At 61.8% G+C, this 18,108-nt stretch carries 16 protein-coding genes; 12 read left to right on the top strand and 4 right to left on the bottom strand.

Features of this window, described 5'->3' with window-relative positions; genetic code table 11:
- Window positions 1-3 precede the first annotated feature (3 nt).
- Complete coding sequence (locus IB277_RS27380) at window positions 4-1,506, top strand: aspartate aminotransferase family protein (protein ID WP_192372073.1); 1,503 nt, start codon at window positions 4-6, stop codon at window positions 1,504-1,506.
- A 57-nt stretch (window positions 1,507-1,563) separates the two neighbouring features.
- Here IB277_RS27380 and IB277_RS27375 read toward each other — a convergent pair whose 3' ends face one another.
- Window positions 1,564-2,367, bottom strand: a complete 804-nt coding sequence (locus tag IB277_RS27375) for a class I SAM-dependent methyltransferase (RefSeq protein WP_113294750.1) — start codon at window positions 2,365-2,367, stop codon at window positions 1,564-1,566.
- Between the two features lie 104 nt (window positions 2,368-2,471).
- Here IB277_RS27375 and IB277_RS27370 point away from each other — a divergent pair, with 104 nt between their 5' ends.
- From IB277_RS27370 to IB277_RS27345, 6 genes are all read left to right on the top strand, one after another.
- The gene (locus IB277_RS27370) at window positions 2,472-3,605 is read left to right on the top strand and encodes an ABC transporter substrate-binding protein (RefSeq protein ID WP_090301930.1); all 1,134 of its coding nucleotides are present in this window, start codon (window positions 2,472-2,474) and stop codon (window positions 3,603-3,605) included.
- 58 nt (window positions 3,606-3,663) lie between these two features.
- Window positions 3,664-4,803 (top strand): ABC transporter substrate-binding protein, encoded by a 1,140-nt coding sequence (locus IB277_RS27365; protein ID WP_113294749.1) that lies wholly within the window; start codon window positions 3,664-3,666, stop codon window positions 4,801-4,803.
- Window positions 4,803-5,870 (top strand): iron ABC transporter permease, encoded by a 1,068-nt coding sequence (locus IB277_RS27360; RefSeq protein ID WP_226020927.1) that lies wholly within the window; start codon window positions 4,803-4,805, stop codon window positions 5,868-5,870. The genes IB277_RS27365 and IB277_RS27360 overlap by 1 nt, the downstream gene beginning before the upstream one ends.
- Window positions 5,864-6,616, top strand: a complete 753-nt coding sequence (locus IB277_RS27355) for an ABC transporter ATP-binding protein (RefSeq protein ID WP_192372072.1) — start codon at window positions 5,864-5,866, stop codon at window positions 6,614-6,616. Before IB277_RS27360 ends, IB277_RS27355 begins: the two co-directional genes overlap by 7 nt.
- A gap of 567 nt (window positions 6,617-7,183) precedes the next feature.
- On the top strand, window positions 7,184-8,770 hold the full coding sequence (locus IB277_RS27350) for a Re/Si-specific NAD(P)(+) transhydrogenase subunit alpha (protein ID WP_113136080.1): 1,587 nt from the start codon (window positions 7,184-7,186) through the stop codon (window positions 8,768-8,770).
- Window positions 8,771-8,789: 19 nt separating this feature from the next.
- Window positions 8,790-10,223 carry an NAD(P)(+) transhydrogenase (Re/Si-specific) subunit beta gene (locus tag IB277_RS27345; protein ID WP_060580786.1) on the top strand — a complete coding sequence of 478 codons (1,434 nt, stop codon included), beginning with the start codon at window positions 8,790-8,792 and terminating at the stop codon, window positions 10,221-10,223.
- A gap of 92 nt (window positions 10,224-10,315) precedes the next feature.
- On the opposite strand, the gene IB277_RS27340 is transcribed toward IB277_RS27345, so the two are convergent.
- The 3 genes from IB277_RS27340 to IB277_RS27330 all read right to left on the bottom strand — a co-directional run bounded on the left by IB277_RS27340 (window position 10,316) and on the right by IB277_RS27330 (window position 12,732).
- A complete protein-coding gene (locus tag IB277_RS27340; protein ID WP_192372071.1) occupies window positions 10,316-10,765 on the bottom strand; it encodes a DUF2269 family protein in 450 nt (149 codons plus the stop codon).
- A gap of 277 nt (window positions 10,766-11,042) precedes the next feature.
- Window positions 11,043-11,666 carry a TetR/AcrR family transcriptional regulator gene (locus IB277_RS27335; RefSeq protein ID WP_060580784.1) on the bottom strand — a complete coding sequence of 208 codons (624 nt, stop codon included), beginning with the start codon at window positions 11,664-11,666 and terminating at the stop codon, window positions 11,043-11,045.
- 31 nt (window positions 11,667-11,697) lie between these two features.
- Window positions 11,698-12,732 carry an AraC family transcriptional regulator gene (locus tag IB277_RS27330; protein WP_060518040.1) on the bottom strand — a complete coding sequence of 345 codons (1,035 nt, stop codon included), beginning with the start codon at window positions 12,730-12,732 and terminating at the stop codon, window positions 11,698-11,700.
- 161 nt (window positions 12,733-12,893) lie between these two features.
- Between IB277_RS27330 and IB277_RS27325 the strand changes: the two genes are divergently transcribed.
- Genes IB277_RS27325 through IB277_RS27305 form a run of 5 tightly spaced genes read left to right on the top strand, consistent with a single transcriptional unit; the run spans window position 12,894 to window position 18,102 of the window.
- On the top strand, window positions 12,894-13,760 hold the full coding sequence (locus IB277_RS27325) for a sugar phosphate isomerase/epimerase (protein WP_162250972.1): 867 nt from the start codon (window positions 12,894-12,896) through the stop codon (window positions 13,758-13,760).
- Between the two features lie 7 nt (window positions 13,761-13,767).
- Complete coding sequence (locus IB277_RS27320) at window positions 13,768-14,616, top strand: sugar phosphate isomerase/epimerase (protein ID WP_192372070.1); 849 nt, start codon at window positions 13,768-13,770, stop codon at window positions 14,614-14,616.
- Window positions 14,613-16,127: a sugar ABC transporter ATP-binding protein gene (locus tag IB277_RS27315; RefSeq protein WP_192372069.1), complete on the top strand. Its 1,515-nt coding sequence runs from the start codon at window positions 14,613-14,615 to the stop codon at window positions 16,125-16,127. The genes IB277_RS27320 and IB277_RS27315 overlap by 4 nt, the downstream gene beginning before the upstream one ends.
- Window positions 16,124-17,104, top strand: a complete 981-nt coding sequence (locus tag IB277_RS27310; RefSeq protein WP_082566303.1) for an ABC transporter permease — start codon at window positions 16,124-16,126, stop codon at window positions 17,102-17,104. Before IB277_RS27315 ends, IB277_RS27310 begins: the two co-directional genes overlap by 4 nt.
- Window positions 17,101-18,102, top strand: a complete 1,002-nt coding sequence (locus tag IB277_RS27305; protein WP_113080513.1) for an ABC transporter permease — start codon at window positions 17,101-17,103, stop codon at window positions 18,100-18,102. The genes IB277_RS27310 and IB277_RS27305 overlap by 4 nt, the downstream gene beginning before the upstream one ends.
- Window positions 18,103-18,108 lie beyond the last annotated feature (6 nt).

The raw sequence follows: 18,108 nt of genomic DNA, 5'->3' as shown, positions 1-18,108 counted from the left end.
ACGATGGGAGCGCGATCACCGAGGCAAAGCGCGGGAGCCTTCACCCAACCGGAACTCCTGGCTACGGTCGAGACCCTCGACCCACCCGATTGGGCGTCCGTCTCGGCGCTCGCCCACCGGATCGTCGACGATGCCGTCGGCCATCTCTGCCGCGTGCGCGAGCGTCCGGTCTGGCAACCGCTGCCGGAGGAGATCGAAGCGCTGTACCAGGCGCCGGTCCCGGATCGGCCGACGCCCCTCGAGGACGTGTACCGACAGGTCAAGGACACGGTGCTCGCCTATCCAATGGGCAACATCCATCCACGGTTCTGGTCCTGGTACATGGGCTCCGGCAACTTCACCGGAGCGCTCGGTGATTTCCTTGCAGCGATCCAGGGTTCCAATCTCGGGGGCGGACGCCATGCCGCTGCCCTCGTCGACCAGCAGGTCGTCGGATGGCTGCGAGATATGATCGGCTTTCCCAAGGCAGCGAGCGGCACGCTGGTCAGTGGCGGTTCGGTGGCCAACCTCGTCGGGCTGACGGTTGCCCGCAACGCCATGGCGGGCATCGATCTGCGCGAAGAGGGCGTTGCGGCCCTCAAGGAACCCATGCGCTTCTACGCCTCGGATCAGGTGCATTCCTGCCATCGCAAGGCGGTCGAGACGCTCGGCCTCGGCAACAAGGCACTCAGACGGATCCCGACCGATACCCGTTACCGCATCGACCTTGAGGCGCTTCGCGCGGCGATCGCCGAGGATCGCGCGCGGGGCTTCCGGCCTGCCTGCGTCATCGGTACTGCCGGTACGGTCAATTCCGGCGCAGTAGACGATCTCACCGCCTTGGCCGGGATCGCCGCGGAGGAGAACCTGTGGTTCCACGTGGACGGGTGTATCGGAGCGCTGCTTTCGATCGCGCCCGAGAACGCCTGGCGCGTCAAGGGCATCGAGCGGGCGGATTCCGTCGCACTCGACCCGCACAAATGGCTGCATGCCCCGTTCGAAGTCGGTTGCGCGCTTGTGCGGGATCGGACGAGGCACCGGGAAACCTTTGCGGTGTCGCCCGAATACCTCCAAGGCATGTCACGTGGCATCGCTTCCGGCCAATGGCTTCACGAATTCGGCTTTCAGACCAGTCGCGGCTTTGCGGCGCTGAAGGTCTGGATGGCGCTGATGGAGCACGGCATCGCCAAGTTCGGCCGGCTGATCGACCAGAACGTCGCGCAGGCCGCCTTCCTCGCCGATCTCGTCCGTTGGAATCCGCCGCTGGAACTCATCGTTGAACCGGAGATCAACATCGTCTGCTTCCGCTATGCGCCCGAAGGTCTAAATGAGGAGCGACTGAAGGAGACCAACCTCGAGATCATGCTGCGCCTGCAGGAAACCGGCGTGGCGGCGCTTTCCGACACGACGATCCGGGGCAAGCATTGCCTGCGCGCGGCGATCTGCAATCATCGCACCCGCCCGGACGACCTGAACCTTTTAATCTCGGAGGTCCTGCGGATTGGCAGGGAGATTGCGCAGTCGTGAGCCTGGTCGTTTTTGCGCAGGAACGCAGTCACTGACTGCGTAGGGTTTGCCTCGACCCTAAGGTTTCGTCGCGCGAATGGCGTAGCGATGCTGCGACTGTCGCGCCAAGCCCTTGAAAAGGTTCCAATTTGCGGCCTGGGTGCGATGGATTTCGCGAAGGTCCCTGTCGATCGTAATCTCGGTAAAGCCGGCTTCGCACAACAGCGCGACGACGGCCTCGGCGCGGGCGCCTTGTGCGAAATGCACGCGGGAGAGGATACTGCGGTGCGTCGCCATCATCTGCGGCGAACCGGTTGGCGTCTCAGCCTTGAACAGGCCGAGGCGCTGCCCCCATGTGCTGAGCTTGGAGAACAGCCGCTCGAGCGCGGTTGTATTGACGAAGTCGCCATCGACGATCAGCAACATGCCGCCGGGCTTCAGGACCCGTAGCCATTCGCCAAAGGCTGCGGCCGGGTCCACGAGCGTCCAGACCAGATGCCGGTTGACGATTACATCGTAGTGGTTGTCGGGCTCCATGGTATTTTCGGCGTCGCCGAGGGCGAAGCGGATCGCTCGCCCGCGCTTGCGCGCCTTATCCCTGGCGCGTTCGAGCATCGGCTCGGCCCAGTCGAGGCCCTGCACCTTGAAGTCGAGTTCATCGAGAAGATGCGAGATGACGCCGGTGCCGCTCGCAAGATCGAGCGCAGCACGCCCTGCGCCCGGCCCAAGGTGACGGAGAAACAGTTGATGCCAGGCCGCGCGTTCTTCCTCCGAGAAGATCTCGTGGCCCGGTGACAGATCGAAGGTTGCCGCGCGGTCCGACCAATAGGCCTTGATTTCATCGCGCAGGTTGTAGTTCTGCCGCTCCGTCACATCGCTCATGTCGATACCGCTCGTTCCTGTTTGGAGGCGTTCTAAAAGATAAATGTTGACTAATAAAGTCATGAAACATTAGATCGCCTGAATTTTCCAGCGGAGCTAAAACAATGCGGTTTTTCAACAGGGTGGCTGCGGCCGCCGCAAGCCTTTGCGTGCTTTTTTCTACGGCAGCCTTCGCTGATGTCGTGACGTTGAAGGATGTCACGGGCCGAGACGTCGAGGTCAACGTACCCGTCGAGCACGTGATTCTCGGCGAAGGGCGCCAGATCTACTTCCTCGGCGCGCTCGACCGCGACGAGCCGTTCAAGCGCGTCGTCGGCTGGCGCGACGATCTGGCAAAGGCAGACCCTGAAAGCTATGCCGCCTATCTCGCGAAGTACCCTGACATTGCCAAGTTGCCGACCTTTGGCGGCATGAAGGATGGTACCTTCGACATCGAGCAGGCGGTTGCCTTGAAACCCGATGTCGTTCTGATGAACGTCGACGCCAAGACGGCGACGGAGGAGGCTGGCTACATCGAGAAGCTCGCCAAGGTCGGTATCCCGCTCGTCTACGTCGATTTCCGCGAAAAGCCGATGGAAAACACCGAGCCGAGCATGCGCGTGATGGGCAAGCTTTTGGGAAAGGAAGAGAAGGCCGAAGAGTTCATCAAGTTTCGCGCCGAGAGCATCGCCAAGGTGACAAACGTTTTGGCGAAGGCCAATCCGAAGAAGCCGCTCGTTTTTGTCGAACGCGCCGGTGGTTACTCCGACGATTGCTGCATGTCTTTCGGTAACGAGAACTTCGGCAAGATGGTCGAGTTCGCCGGCGGCGTAAACATGGCAAAGGACATCATTCCCGGTACCTTCGGCGTGGTCAATCCGGAGCAGATCATCGCTGCCAATCCCGACCAGATCATCATCACCGGCGGCAACTGGCAGGGTTATGTGCCGGGTGGTGCCTGGGTTGGCGTCGGCTATGGCGCCGATGAGAAGGAAGCGGCCCGCAAGCTCGAAAACCTGACCAAGCGCCCGGCTTTCACCGGCGTTGAAGCCGTGAAAGACGGCCAGGTTCACGCCATCTGGCACCAGTTCTACAACAATCCCTACCAGTTCGTGGCCATCCAGCAGATCGCCAAGTGGCTGCACCCGGATCTCTTCGCGGACCTCGACCCGGAGGCGACGTTCAAGGAGTTGCATGAGCGCTTCCTGCCGCTTCCCTACAAGAGCGGCTACTTCGTCTCGCTGACGTCAGCCAAGTAAGCGGATCGACAGCTGGAGGAGGGGAGGACTCCGGCGTCGCAACTAAAAAGGAATGAGAATGTCGATCTTCGGGACAATCGCGTCGGCGATGGTCGCAGCCCTGGTATTGGCGGCTTTGCCCGCCAGTGCGGCTGAAATTGTCGACGTCACCGGCCGTCGGGTCGAAATTGCGCTTCCGGCCAAGCGCGTCCTGGTGGGCGAGGCGCGGCAGATCCACGTGGCCGCAGCGCTGAAAGGCGAGCATGTCTTCGACACGATCGTCGGTTGGCGCGATGATCTTTTGAAGAAGGATCCGGACTCCTACGCTGCCTATGTGGAGCGCTTCCCCGAAATCGAGAAACTGCCGCGGTTCGGCTATATCCCTTCGGGCGATTTCAGCCTCGAGGCAGCGATTGCGCTCAAGCCTGACGTTCTGACGCTCAATCTCGAAGCGCAGCAGGCGGTCGAAGAATCGGGCTTCATCGAAAAGGCCGCTGCCGCCGGCATTGCCGTCGTCTATCTCGATTTCCGCGTGGATCCTGCCGCCAATAGCGAAAAATCGGTCGAAATCCTCGGCCAGCTCTTCGGTGCCGAAGCGAAGGCCCGCGAATTCATCGACTATCGCAATGCTCAAATCGCGCTGGTGACGGACCGCCTCAAGAAGGCGGGGGAAATTGCGCGGCCGAAAGTCTTCATCGAGCGCTCTCCCGGCATCACCGGCGACGTTGTCTGCTGCCGCACCTTCGGTCCGGCCAACTTCGGCAAAATGGTGGAAGAGGCCGGCGGCCACAATATCGGTTCTGACGTCATCAAGGGGACCTTCGGCGATCTCAATCCTGAGCAGCTGATCGTCAGCGATCCGGATCATGTCATTATCACCGGCAGTAACTGGTCGGCGGAATCCGATCTCAACCAGTTCGTTAGCGTCGGACGCGGCGCCGATGCGGCGGCGGCAGAAGATCGCCTGCGCGGCCTTATGCAGCGCCCGGGCTTTCCCGGCCTGAAGGCGGTGAAGGAGGGCAATGTGCATGCCGTCTGGCATCAGTTCTACGGCGCCCCTTACGAGTTCATTCCGATCCAGCAGTTTGCCAAGTGGTTCCATCCGGAGCTCTTTGCCGACATAGACCCTGACCGGACTTTCCGCGAGTTCCATGAGAAGTTTCTGCCGGTGACCTACCGCGCGGGTTACTTCGCCTCGCTTCCAAAGAGTGGTGAATGATGGTTGCCATGACCGAACAAGTATCCGGCGTTGAAGGGCGAGGGCGCTACCGCTCTCTCGTTTTGCGCCGCTTGGTGTTGATCTTCTGCCTCATCGTCGCGCTCTTTGCGTCGGTTGCAGTCGACATGGCTCTCGGGCCTGCGAACTATCCGCTCGCGGATGTGCTGACCGCGCTCTTTCGACCGGAAACTGTAAGCGACCAGCTCCGGGTGGTGATCTGGGACATTCGCATGCCGATCGCCCTGATGGCCGTGACGGTGGGTGCCTCATTGTCGGTCGCAGGCGCGCAGATGCAGACGATCCTTGCCAATCCACTGGCAAGTCCATTCACGCTCGGCATTTCCGCCGCTGCCGGCTTCGGTGCGGCCCTCGGTCTCGTTGCCGGCGTGGCGGTTTTTCCCGTCGCCGTCCAATACATGGTGCCAATCAACGCCTTCCTTATGGCGATGTTGGCGGCGCTCTTCATCCATTTCGCCTCCACCATGCGCGGCGTTACGGTCGAAACAATCGTTCTGCTCGGCATTGCGCTCGTCTTCACCTTCAATGCCGCGCTGTCTTTGCTCGAATATCTCGCCTCCGAACAGGCGCTGGCCGCCGTCGTCTTCTGGACGATGGGCAGTCTCACCAAGGCAACCTGGCCAAAGGTCTGGATCACCGGCGCCGTGCTGCTGTTCGCCTTGCCGCTGTTTGCACGGCACGCCTGGGCGCTGACCGCGCTTCGGCTTGGTGACGATAAGGCTGCGAGCTTCGGTATCAATGTTCGAAGGCTCCGGCTCGAAGCAATGATGACGGTCAGCCTGCTTGCGGCGATCCCGGTCTCTTTCGTTGGCACGATCGGCTTTGTTGGTCTCGTCGCTCCGCACATCGCACGCATGCTGGTCGGCGAGGATCAGCGCTTCTTCCTGCCAGCTTCTGTGCTGTGCGGCGCGCTCCTTCTTTCGGTCACTTCGGTCGTCAGCAAGATGATTATTCCGGGTGCCGTCCTGCCGATTGGAGTCATCACCGCGCTCGTTGGCGTGCCCTTCTTCTTCGTGCTGATTTTCACCAACAGGAGGCGCGCATGGTAAGCCTGTCGCTGGAAAAGGTCGGCGCGAATTATGGCCGGCGCACGGTGCTCTTAGATGTCAACACCGGTGTCTTGCGCGGCGGTGGCCTGACGGCGGTGATTGGTCCTAATGCGGCCGGCAAGTCGACGCTGTTCAAGCGCATAGCAAACCTGACCTCCGGTCCCGGCACTGTCCACCTGTCCGATACGGTCAAGGGATCCGAAGGCATCTGCTACATGCCGCAGGATACCGGCGCCAATGCCGTGCTGACTGTCTACGAGTCGGTGCTGCTGTCGGCCAAGCAAGGCTCAGGGTGGAAGGTGAAGGACGCCGAACTCGCCGAGATCGACCGAGTGCTGGGCGAACTCCGGATCGCCGATCTCGCCTTTCGTGGCCTTGGTGAGCTCTCAGGCGGCCAGCGCCAGCTCGTCTCCATCGCGCAAGCTCTCGTGCGTAAGCCCGAAGTGCTGTTGATGGACGAACCGACCTCGGCGCTCGATCTCTTTCGCCAGATCGAGGTCCTTGGCTTCATGAAGCGTTTGTCGGCGCAGTCGGGTATGGCGGTGTTGATCGCGCTGCACGACCTGAACCATGCGCTGCGCTATTGCGACGACACGATCGTCATCAGTGGCGGGTCGGTGCTGGCGAGCGGCCCCACCCACGACGTCATCACCGCGGATATGCTGCGCTCGGTTTATCGCGTCGAGGCGCGGGTGGAGGCCTGCTCCCTGGGGCGACCGGTCGTCATTGTCGACGAATCCCTTTGAGGACGTGGACGCGCGGGTCGCTCACGTTCGAGCTCGTCACCCCTTTAAATCTGAGCAGCTACGAAAGCCGCAACTAGAACGTCCTCCCAAGGGGCCGCACGGCGCGGCACGCGGCGAGACCGCGTCGCCGTGCCGTGCCGAGGGCATTGAAATAAGAACTCCTGAAGGAGGGCTTGCAGCAGCAGCCCCGTGGCGCGTCGACGCCAGGCGCCGGATTGTCAGTCGCGGCTCGGCATGATCGTTTCATGAAACGCGCGCAGGTTCGGGACCTCTCTCTGGTGAAGCGTCGCTTCACATACGCAATCGGCGGCCCCCTGGAGCCGATGCAGCACCCTCTTCGTGGGGGCGTCGCCGTCCCCTTTTTGTTGGCCATTGGTGCCCGAGCGGCCCGTCGGCTGGAGTGCTTGGCCGATAAAAACGATTAGTGAAAACTAAAAAGCGACAAGAATGGACGGATTCGCGGCAAAGCGTACTGGACAGTACTCTCAAGGTTTGCTTGTTCTGCTGTCGCATTGTTGAGGGACAAGGCATTGCCTAGTCGGCAGGAGAGGACAGACAAGCATGGCGATTAAAATTGGCGCGCCGCGGGAGGTAACCGCAAGCGAGGCGCGCGTGGCGCTGACACCTGACAGCGCGGTGCAACTTGCGAAACTTGGCTATAGCAGCATCATTGAGACGGGCGCGGGCGTTGCGGCCGGTTTCTCCGATGATGCCTATCGGGCCGTGGGCGTCGAGGTGGCCCCGTCGGCAGAGGCGCTGTGGGCTTCGGCAGATGTGGTCGCCAAGGTACGGCCGCCCGAGCCGAGCGAGGTCGCTTATCTGTCTGCGGACAAGACGCTGATCTCGTTCTTCTATCCGGGCCAGAATGCCGAACTTCTGGAGCTCGCCAGGGAAAAGGGCGCCAACGTCATCGCCATGGACATGGTGCCGCGCATTTCGCGCGCCCAGAAGATGGATGCGCTGTCGTCGATGGCCAATATCGCCGGCTATCGCGCGGTGATCGAGGCCGGCAACAATTTCGGTCGCTTCTTCACCGGCCAGGTGACGGCCGCCGGCAAGGTGCCGCCGGCCAAGGTCCTGGTGATCGGTGCGGGCGTCGCCGGTCTTGCGGCGATCGGGGTCGCCACTTCGCTTGGTGCTCAGACCTATGCCTTTGACGTGCGTCCCGAGGTCGCCGAACAGATCGAGAGCATGGGAGCCGAGTTCGTCTATCTCGATTTTGCCGATGGTGAGGGGGGCGCTCAACAGGATGGCGCTGCCACCGGCGGTTATGCGGCTCCCTCTTCGCCGGAGTTCCGCGAGAAGCAGCTTGCCAAGTTCCGCGAGCTTGCGCCCCAGATCGATATCGTCATCACCACGGCGCTGATCCCCGGCCGTGATGCACCGAAACTCTGGCTTGCCGACATGGTCGCCGCGATGAAGCCGGGATCGGTGGTGGTCGATCTTGCGGCCGAGCGTGGCGGCAACTGCGACCTGACCGTTGCCGATCAGCGGATCGTCTCCGACAACGGCGTCGTCATCATCGGCTATACCGATTTCCCGAGCCGCATGGCCGCGCAGGCGTCCACGCTCTATGCCACCAATATCCGCCATATGCTGACCGACCTGACGCCGGGCAAGGATGGCAAACTCGTCCACAACATGGAGGACGACGTCATCCGTGGCGCGACCGTCACCTTCCAGGGTGCGATCACCTATCCGCCGCCACCGCCGAAGATCGCCGCGATCGCGGCGCAGAAACCAAAGGAGAAGGTGAAGGAGCCGACGCCGGAGGAAAAGCGTGCGACCGAGACCGCAGCCTTCAAGGCCCAGACGAAGAGCCAGCTGACGCTTCTCGCCGTCGGCACGGCGCTGCTGCTTTTGGTCGGCGCCTTTGCTCCGCCTGCCTTCATGAGCCACTTCGTCGTCTTCGTGCTCGCCTGCTTCGTCGGCTTCCAGGTCATCTGGAACGTCTCGCATTCGCTCCACACCCCGCTGATGGCCGTCACCAATGCGGTCTCCGGCATCGTCATTCTCGGCGCTCTGCTGCAGATCGGCTCGGGCAACTGGCTGGTGGTGCTGCTGGCGGCGCTGTCGGTGCTGATCGCCACGATCAACATCGTCGGCGGCTTCCTCGTCACACGGCGCATGCTCGCCATGTTCCAGAAATCCTGATCGGGCAGGGGTATTCACTATGATGATCGGTATCGTATCGGCCGCCTATATTGCGGCAGCCGTTCTCTTCATCCTCTCGCTCGGCGGACTTTCGGGCCAGGAAAGCGCCAAGCGCGCCGTCTGGTACGGCATGACGGGCATGGCGCTTGCCATTGTCGCCACGGTCTTCGGACCTGATGTCGGCAACTGGTTCATCATCGCGCTGATGATCGCGGGCGGCGCCGTGCTCGGCCACTTCGTCGCCTCCCGCGTCCAGATGACCGAGATGCCGCAACTCGTTGCAGCACTCCATTCCTTCGTCGGTCTTGCCGCAGTCTTCATCGGCTTCAACGCCCATATCGAGGCGGCTGATGTCGCCGGCCTCGATGCGGCGGCCCGCTCTGCATTGACCGGCTTTGCCGCGATCCTTGCCCACAAGGAACCGGTGGAACTGTCGATCATGAAGGTCGAGGTCTTCCTCGGCGTCTTCATCGGTGCTGTCACCTTCACCGGCTCCGTCATCGCCTTCGGCAAGCTTGCCGGCAAGGTCGACGGCAAGGCCAAGAAGCTGCCGGGCGGTCACCTGCTCAATGCCGGTGCTGCCCTTCTCTCGCTCGTGCTGCTGGTGCTCTACGTCAATGGTGCCGGCACCTGGACGCTGCTTGTCATGACGCTCGCCGCCTTCTTCATCGGCTATCACCTGATCATGGGCATCGGCGGCGCCGACATGCCGGTGGTGGTGTCGATGCTGAACAGCTATTCCGGCTGGGCGGCCGCGGCTATCGGCTTCACGCTCGGCAACGACCTGTTGATCGTCACTGGCGCGCTGGTCGGCTCCTCGGGCGCGATCCTCTCCTACATCATGTGCAAGGCGATGAACCGCTCGTTCCTGTCGGTCATCCTCGGCGGCTTCGGGGCAACCACGGGGCCGGCCATGGAAATCACCGGCGAGCAGATCGCCATTGATGCCGATGGCGTGGCCGCAGCCCTTAACGACGCCGACAGCGTCATCATCGTGCCGGGCTACGGCATGGCGGTGGCGCAGGCGCAGCAATCGGTCTCCGAGCTCACCCGCAAGCTGCGGGCGGCCGGCAAGAACGTGCGCTTTGCCATTCATCCGGTCGCCGGCCGTTTGCCGGGCCACATGAACGTGCTTTTGGCCGAAGCGAAGGTTCCCTACGACATCGTGCTCGAGATGGACGAGATCAACGAAGACTTCCACGAAACCGATGTCGTCATCGTCATCGGCTCGAACGACATCGTCAATCCGGCCGCCCAGGAGGATCCGAACTCACCGATCGCCGGCATGCCGGTGCTCGAAGTCTGGAAGGCCAAACAGGTGTTCGTCTCCAAGCGTGGCCAGGGAACCGGTTACTCCGGCATCGAGAACCCCCTGTTCTACAAGGACAACACCCGCATGTTCTACGGCGACGCCAAGAAGAGCATCGACCAGCTGCTGCCCGCGCTGGCGTGATGACGCCCTGAAAAGACAACTCATCGCTCCGCATATAGGGGCGGTGAGTTCAACTCCGTTGATGAGCGACCGATGCGTCCGATGGCGTCGCCCTAGGCGCCGAGTAGGTCGGGTTTGACGACCATCAGCGCTATTATCACAGCAAAAAGCGAGATTGATGCCAGGCGGCCGCCCAAAGCGCGCTTGTTTCTAAGAAGCGTTCGGACTTCCATTTTGTCGATCGTGCCTTCAAGGGCTGGATGCACCTGTGCCTCCCATGGCCGCACGACCCTGCTTTCGACAATCATCAAGGCGGCGATCAGGGTGAATGACATCAGTAGCCAGGGTGTCGATAGCGGCCACCCACCCAAAACGATGAGGCCAATGCCTCCGGCAATCCCTATGCCGGTGAGCAGACCTGCAATCCTGTTTGCGGTCAGGGCCAACTTTGCAGCCCCGATTTGCCCTCGCCGGGCAGAAATGAAAAGGAGCTCCCTTGCTGCAAACAGCAGAAATGCCGTGCCCATGGCCGCGGCATGAATCATCACGACGTGTGCGTACATCTCTTGTTACCTTGGTATGGAGCTTCGAGAAGCGGTCGCTCGACCGCTCGTGCTGCATTTGATTTCGACACGAGGTTGGCTGTCGGATTGGCCGCGTGCAACCCTAATTGTGAGCGATCACTCGCAAAAATCTACTCGCGTTCGAGAAGCTGTCTCTGCGAGCGCTCCCGGTTCATATTCCCCCGGTAGTTCGCGCAGTTGGACGCCGGCGTTCACGGAGCGACATCAAGTCGCCAAGACCCAGCTCGCATCTTGGATGTCTGCTACCCGAAGGACGTTACTTCAGGTAGCGCGTGATCAGCGTCGTCACTTCGTTGATGAAGGCGTCGACGTTCCCATCGTTTAGCTTCTCTGGACTGTCGACCACCGCGCCGTGCGTCAGCGCCTCCGTGCAGCTGACGCAAATGTAAGCGGCCAGATCCAGATCCATCGGCCGCAGTTCTTCCTTGTGCAATTCGAGATAAGCCCTGATCAACCCGTAGAACTCTCTGTCAAAACCGTCGATCGTACCGATCCGCCCTGCACGTGGCGTTTCCTCGACCAACACCCGATGAAGGTCCGGGTTCACACGATGAGCATCGATCATCGTCTTGACCAGTTCGCGCACGGCACTGTCGAGCGGCAGCGTCGCCACTTTGGCCAGCGTACCCCGCAAGACATCCACCATCTCGCTCTTGTGGCGTTCGATGACGGCAACGACGAGCGCTTCCTTGCCCGGAAAATACTGATAGAGAGAGCCGATGCTGACGCCGGCCTCTTCGGCAATCCGGTTTGTGTTGGCGCGTTCAAATCCTTCTTTGATCAATGCACGCGCAGTCGCTTCGACCAAGGCCTCGATCATCGCTCGCGAGCGTTGCTGCGAAGCGACCTTTCGTGGCGTCAGGAGAGCTTTCTTGTCCATTCGGCTTTGATCCGGTCGCGGCGGCCCACTTTCAGTTGGCGATCGATAGCGACTGACGCGGCGTTTCCATTGGCGAAAACCCGAAGCGCTTCTTGTAACAGGTGGCAAAGTATTGGCTCGATGAGAAGCCGCAATCAAAGGCGATGTTGGTGACCGATTGCGCGCCGCTTTCAAGCAGCAGCCGTGCGGCGTTGAGTCGGAGCGTCTGGAGGTAGCGGACAGGCGTCATGTTGGTCAGCACCTGGCAATGCTGCGAAAATTGCGTGCGGGAAAGATTGCACTCCGCCGCCATGTTCTCGAGCGTCCAGTCCTCGTCGAGCGCATGACGCAGCCGCTTCAGGAAGATCTCGACCGTGCGCTTCGAGCTTGCAAGAGCAAGATCGAGAACCGGTGCCTGGCTTTCCAGCATCTGGCGGAATTGCAGCAGCATCATCGAAATCAAGAGGCGCAGGTGCGCCTCTCCACCGTCGATATCGCCGCCTGCCACCACCTCGTGGATGTCGAGGAAGGTGCGGGTAACTTCGCGGGAGGCGTTGTAGGAAATCTGTTCGTTCTTCGACAGAAGTTCGCTCAGGCGCTTTCGGTCGCGCTCGGGCCAGCCGATCCAGTCGGGCCACAGCCAGGTTTCGTGTGGTCGGCGCACGCCCATATCCATGAGCACCCAGATTATGTGGCTGGCACCGACATTGGGATCGCCGAGCGCGTGCAACTGCCAGGGCCGCACGACGAACATCTGGCCTTCATTGATCGTCGTCCTGCGGCCATCCATGGTGATCGTCAATGAGCCGCGCGCCAGATAGGCGATCTTGACCCCCTCGTTGCAATGTTCGCGCAGGCCCCAGTCCTGCGGGGTCGTCGCATCCCATCCGCCGACGGAACAGACCTGCGGCAGCGCCGCGCCGAGGTCGATGCCGGGATAGCCGCGTCGCGTCCAGGCGTTGAGCGACACCTGGCCGGCAAGCGAGGCCTTCATCAGGTCCTGGCAATTGCCGGCATAGAGCAGGGCGCCCGGCTCGCGGAAGACAGCGGGCCGATTGACGGCCCGTTCGTTGCTGCTCTTCGTCATTCCGCTCCCCCGCTGATGTTTAAAATTTACCAGTCGTCTATTTCGAACGCAGGCAGCGATTTATTGCGCAATGCTTGGACATCATCAAGCTCCATTTTGGAGACGCTGATGATTTGCCATTGAAACTCAATGGCATGGGGGAAATTGGGAGGATTTTGCCGGTGCGGATAGGCTTCCACACGGACGCGTTCAACTCGGCCTACTGGTCGTTTGAAAAATGCCTGGAATGGGCAAGCGACAACGATTTGCACTTCATCGAGTGTGGTCTGATCGACGGCGTGAGCTGGATCCACGGACTGGGCTATCAACCGCATGTCGCGCTCTACGAGGACCCGGTCCTGTTGCGTCGCAAGATGGAGCGTTACGGCGTGCGCTTTTCCCAGGTCGATGCGGCCTATCCGCTGTCTGGCGAGGACGGACCGCTCAGAGGTGTGCCCTATGTGCTGAAGTCGATTGCCTGGGCCGCGCAGGCCGGCAGTCCCTGCGTCGACACGACCGACGGGCTCCACATGCCGCCCGGACTTACCGAAGAAGGCTCGATGGCGCTGATGAAGCGCAGCTACGAAAAGATCGTCGAAGTCGCCGAAGCGCACGAGATCGTCGTCAACATCGAGCCTCATGGTCATTTCACGACGCGTCCGGAATTCATGGAGCGCATGCTCGCCTTCGCAGACAGCAAGTGGCTGCGCATGAACATGGACACCGGCAACACCTTCATCGCCGGCCAGGAACCGCCGCAGTTTCTGTCGCGGTTCATCGACAGGGTGTCTCATGTCCATCTTAAGGACGTGTCACCGTCGCTGGCAGCGGCTGCCCGTGGCGGACAGACCGGGATCGCGGTCAGCCATTGTGCGCTCGGCGATGGCGTCAATGCCGAGAATATCAAGACCTGTCTCGCCATGCTTCGCGACCACGGCTACGACGGCGTACTCAGCCTCGAATGCGAAGGCGCCGCCGGCCCGATGATCGAAACGTCACTGGCCTGGATCCGCGCGACGTGTCGCGATCTCGGCATTTCGCTGAAGTGAGCGCGTCATGAAGCTTGGTATCAATCTCCTTTGCCTGACCGATTTCGTCGAGGAGAGGCATCTCGACAATATCGGCCGGTTGCGCGATCTCGGCTATGATGGCGTCGAAGTGCCGGTTCTGTCGGGCAAGGTCAGTCACTACGAACGCCTGGGCCGCGAACTGGACGGACTTTGCCTTGGCCGGTCCACCACATCGATCGTCCCGACGCCTGAGGCAAACCCCGTCAGTTGCGATGCCGAAGTGCGGGCGCGCGGGCTTTCCCATCTCGACTGGGCGTTGGATTGCGCAATAGCGCTGGGTGCTGAAAGCATGGGTGGGCCGTTTCATGCCCCGATCGGCTTCTTTACCGGCAGGGGCGCCAGCGAAGACGAGTTGAAGTATGGGGCAGACGCCCATCATGCGCTCGCAGAGCGGGCGGCGGCCAACGGCATGCATTTGAGCCTCGAGCCGCTCAATCGCTTCGAGACTTATTTTCTCAACACGATGGAGCAGGCGCGTGCCTATGTGGATCGCGTGGCGCATCCTGCCTTCAAGATCATGTACGACACGTTCCATGCCAATGTGGAGGAGCGTCGGCCGGAGGCGGCGATCCGCCTGATTGGCCAGGATATCGGGGTCTTCCATGTCTCCGAGAACGATCGTGGCATCCCCGGGCGGGGGCATATCGACTTTGGCGCGATGTTCACGGTGTTGAAGGAGATCGGCTATGACGGTTGGCTGACGCTTGAGGCATTCGGCGCCGGGCTGCCGGCGATCGCGACGGCGACCCGCGTCTGGCGGCCGCTGTTTCCCGACTTCGATACGCTCTTTTCCGAGAGCGCGACATTCATCCGCAAGACATGGGCTGCTGCATGAACACGAAACACCCCGCTATCGAGATGCGCGGCATCACCAAGAGTTTCCCCGGTGTCAAAGCGTTGAAAAACGTCAGCTTCTCCGCGCATTGCGGTGAGGTGCATGCGCTGGCGGGAGAAAACGGTGCCGGCAAGTCGACGCTGATGAAGATCCTCTCCGGCATCTATCGGCCGGACGCAGGTGCGGTTGTCGTAAACGGTGAGGAACGGCATTTCACGCATCCGCTTGCGGCGATCCGCGCGGGCATTGCCGTCATCTATCAGGAATTCTCCCTGCTGCCCGAGCGAACCGTCGCACAGAACATCTTCCTCGGCCGCGAGCCGACGCGGCGCGGTCTAATCGACCACAGGGCGATGAACGACGAAGCGCGGCGCGTGCTTGCGCTCTTCGGCTCGGCGCACCGGATCGAGCCGAGCACCGTTGTCGCTGACCTCGACGTCGCCAGCCAGCAACTGGTGGAGATCGCCAAGGCGGTGTCGCTAGAGGCAAAGGTGATCGTGATGGACGAGCCGACGGCAGCGCTGAACGAGGCCGAATGCGAGGTGCTCTACGGTCTCGTCGACACCTTGAAGAAAAGCGGTGTGGCTATCGTCTACATCACCCACCGCATGCCCGAAATCACGCGGCTGGCCAATCGTGTTACCGTGCTCAAGGATGGCGAGGTGGCGGTTCGCTTCGACCATGTGCCTGAGCCCGAGGCGATCGTACGAGCCATGGTGGGCCGCGACCTTGGCGATTTCTATGCGGAACCGGCAGCACCGCAGGAGATCGGCGACGTCGTGCTCTCAGTCCGCAACGCCGGCAACGAACGGCTGAAAAATGTGTCCTTCGAACTGCGCGCAGGCGAGATCGTCGGTTTTTCGGGCTTGCAAGGGGCAGGGCGCGTCGCGCTCGCGCAGGCGATATTCGGCCTTTCTCCCTTCACCAAGGGTGAGATCACCCTTTCCGGCAAGCCGGCGCGGTTCACCAGTCCGCGCGAGGCGATCCGCGCTGGGGTCGGGTTGCTGCCGGGCGATCGCAAGGCCGAAGCGCTGGTGTTGATGCAATCGGTCGTCGACAACGGCATGCTTACGTCTCGCGCACTCTCCGGCCTTTCCGGCAATGCCAATGCGACGCCTTTTGTTTCGGCGGAAGCGATGGAAAAGCTGCTGCGCGAACTCGACGTGCGCGCCGGCAGCTTTGCCCAGGACATCAAGGCGCTGTCGGGCGGCAACCAGCAGAAAGCCATCGTTGCGCGCTGGCTGGCGCTGGCGCCTCGGCTGTTGATCTTCATCGAGCCGACACGCGGCATCGACGTCAATGCCAAGGCCGGGATCTACCACCTGATGCGCGATCTCGCGCGCAAGGGCACGGCCATCATGATGGTTTCGTCCGATCTCCCGGAGGTTCTCGGCGCATCCGACCGCGTCCTTGTGATGCGGAACGGCGAACTCGTCGCGGCGTTTTCGCGCGGGGCCTCTGAAGCCGATGTGATGTTGGCGGCAACTGGCGAGGAGGCGGTGGCAGCATGAACAAGGCAACTCTCACTCGGCGTCCCGCCTGGCGCATGGAACACTACGCGCCGGCGCTTCTGCTCGGTCTGGCCGTCCTGATCTATGCGGCGATTGCGCTCAGCCTCGGCCTGACACGCTTCCTGACACCGGAGGCGACCGTCTCCATCCTTAACCGATCCATCGCGCTCGGCATCACCGCCGTTGGACAGACTTTCACCATCCTCGTCGGCTCGATCGACCTGTCGGTGGCCCATCTCATCTCGGCCTCGGCCGTGGTGTCCTCTGCGATCATGAACGGCGACCCGGCGATGATGGTGCCGGCCGTTGCTGCGGTGCTTGTCATGGGGACGGTGGTCGGAACGCTCAACGGGCTCCTGATCACCCGCCTCGATGTCAACCCGCTTATCGCGACGCTCGGCATGGCGCTGATCATTCAGGGCTGTCTTGCCTCCTTTCATGGCCGGTTCGGCGGCTCGGTACCGGATGCGTTCCAGTATTTCGCCTATGGCGAGGTGCTCGGGCTGCCGGTCAGCCTGGTCGTTCTGGCGCTGCTGGTCCTTGGCGCATGGATCGTCCTGCGCTTCACGCGCTTTGGCTCCAACATCTACTCGGTTGGAGGCAACCGCGACACGGCGCGCGCGGCCGGCATCAACACGACGCGGGTCGTCATGGCGAGCCATATCATCTGCAGCCTTTGCGCGGCGCTCGCCGGCCTCTATTTGGCCAGCCGCCTGAAATCCGGTTCGCCCTGGATCGGCACGGAGGGCGCCTATGATCTGGAATCGATCGCCGTCGTCGTCATCGGCGGCACAATCCTCTCCGGCGGCAAGGGTGGGATCTGGGGCACTGTTGCCGGCGTGATCATTTTCTCGCTGATCGATTCCATCTTCAATCTCGCCGGCATTGACGCCTTCGCCAAGCAGGTAATGCGCGGCATCATCATCGTCGCCGCCGTCGCCTTTTACGCAGTCCGTTCAAAGAGGATAGTGGCATGATCCAGGAAACCGTCGGCTCCGCAAAGACGCGCGGCGTGGCAAGCATTGGGCGGCTGCCGAAGATCAATCCCGTCTTCTTCGTGCTGGCAGCCCTTCTCGTTGCCATCACGTTTTCGAACCCGAACTTCATCGAGCCCACCGGCTACATGAATTTCCTGAAGCGAGCCGCTCCTCTTGCAATCCTTGCGGCCGGCCAAATCTACGTCATCGTCTCCGGCGGCTTTGACCTTTCGGCTGGCTCGCTCATCACGCTGACGGTCGTCGGCTCGTCGATGCTGCTCGACAACAGTGCCGATGCGACCTGGTGGGTGATTGCGGTCATGTATGCGGTGGGGCTCGCCGTCGGCGTGGTGAACGGCCTGGTCGTTTCCTACCTCCGGGTGCCGTCATTGATCGCCACGCTTGGCATGATGATCACGCTCAATGGTGCTGCCTTCATGTGGTCGAGCGGTTCACCGCGCGGCTACCTGCCGGAGACGTTCCGCTTCTTCGGGCGCGCCAGCCTTCAGGGCATTCCATTGATCCAGTTCCTGCCGGTGGCATTGCTGGTGCTGTTGGTCGTCGGCTTCATCTTGTTCTGGCTCATGCATCGCACCAATCTCGGGCGCATGCTGCATGCGCTCGGCGACAATCCGCGCGCGGCGCAAATGTCGGGTGTGCCGATCGAGAGGGTGCGCATCATCGCCTTTGTCGCCTCGTCGCTGAGCGCGGTGACGGCCGGCATCCTGCTCGGTGGATTTGCGGGCGTATCAACCGATGTCGGCGTCGGCTACGAGCTGCAGGCGATCACCGCCTGCGTGATCGGCGGAGCGCAGCTTCTCGGCGGCCGCGGCTCCGTGCCCGCCTCGATTGCAGGCGCGCTGACGCTGACCGCCATCTTCACGCTGCTCAACTTCATCGGATTGCCGAAGCCGACGCGCGATGTCGTCCAGGGCTTGATCCTGATCGCCGCAGTCGTGCTTGCAACCTACCGGCGCAACCGCGCCGGCGGGACCTGATTTCGA

Source organism: Ensifer sp. ENS07, assembly GCF_014852185.1.
Taxonomy (GTDB): Bacteria; Pseudomonadota; Alphaproteobacteria; order Rhizobiales; family Rhizobiaceae; genus Ensifer; species Ensifer adhaerens.
The sequence above is the reverse complement of the archived record's forward strand: the minus strand, read 5'-3'. Positions and strand labels throughout refer to the sequence as shown.

Coding starts and splice junctions, on each gene's coding strand:
- IB277_RS27320 (WP_192372070.1), top strand. CDS start 13,768: ATGAAGCTTGGTATCAATCTCCTTTGCCTGACCGATTTCGTCGAGGAG.
- IB277_RS27310 (WP_082566303.1), top strand. CDS start 16,124: ATGAACAAGGCAACTCTCACTCGGCGTCCCGCCTGGCGCATGGAACAC.
- IB277_RS27370 (WP_090301930.1), top strand. CDS start 2,472: ATGCGGTTTTTCAACAGGGTGGCTGCGGCCGCCGCAAGCCTTTGCGTG.
- IB277_RS27375 (WP_113294750.1), bottom strand. CDS start 2,367: ATGAGCGATGTGACGGAGCGGCAGAACTACAACCTGCGCGATGAAATC.
- IB277_RS27355 (WP_192372072.1), top strand. CDS start 5,864: ATGGTAAGCCTGTCGCTGGAAAAGGTCGGCGCGAATTATGGCCGGCGC.
- IB277_RS27315 (WP_192372069.1), top strand. CDS start 14,613: ATGAACACGAAACACCCCGCTATCGAGATGCGCGGCATCACCAAGAGT.
- IB277_RS27380 (WP_192372073.1), top strand. CDS start 4: ATGGGAGCGCGATCACCGAGGCAAAGCGCGGGAGCCTTCACCCAACCG.
- IB277_RS27335 (WP_060580784.1), bottom strand. CDS start 11,666: ATGGACAAGAAAGCTCTCCTGACGCCACGAAAGGTCGCTTCGCAGCAA.
- IB277_RS27360 (WP_226020927.1), top strand. CDS start 4,803: ATGGTTGCCATGACCGAACAAGTATCCGGCGTTGAAGGGCGAGGGCGC.
- IB277_RS27345 (WP_060580786.1), top strand. CDS start 8,790: ATGATGATCGGTATCGTATCGGCCGCCTATATTGCGGCAGCCGTTCTC.
- IB277_RS27305 (WP_113080513.1), top strand. CDS start 17,101: ATGATCCAGGAAACCGTCGGCTCCGCAAAGACGCGCGGCGTGGCAAGC.
- IB277_RS27365 (WP_113294749.1), top strand. CDS start 3,664: ATGTCGATCTTCGGGACAATCGCGTCGGCGATGGTCGCAGCCCTGGTA.
- IB277_RS27330 (WP_060518040.1), bottom strand. CDS start 12,732: ATGACGAAGAGCAGCAACGAACGGGCCGTCAATCGGCCCGCTGTCTTC.
- IB277_RS27340 (WP_192372071.1), bottom strand. CDS start 10,765: ATGTACGCACACGTCGTGATGATTCATGCCGCGGCCATGGGCACGGCA.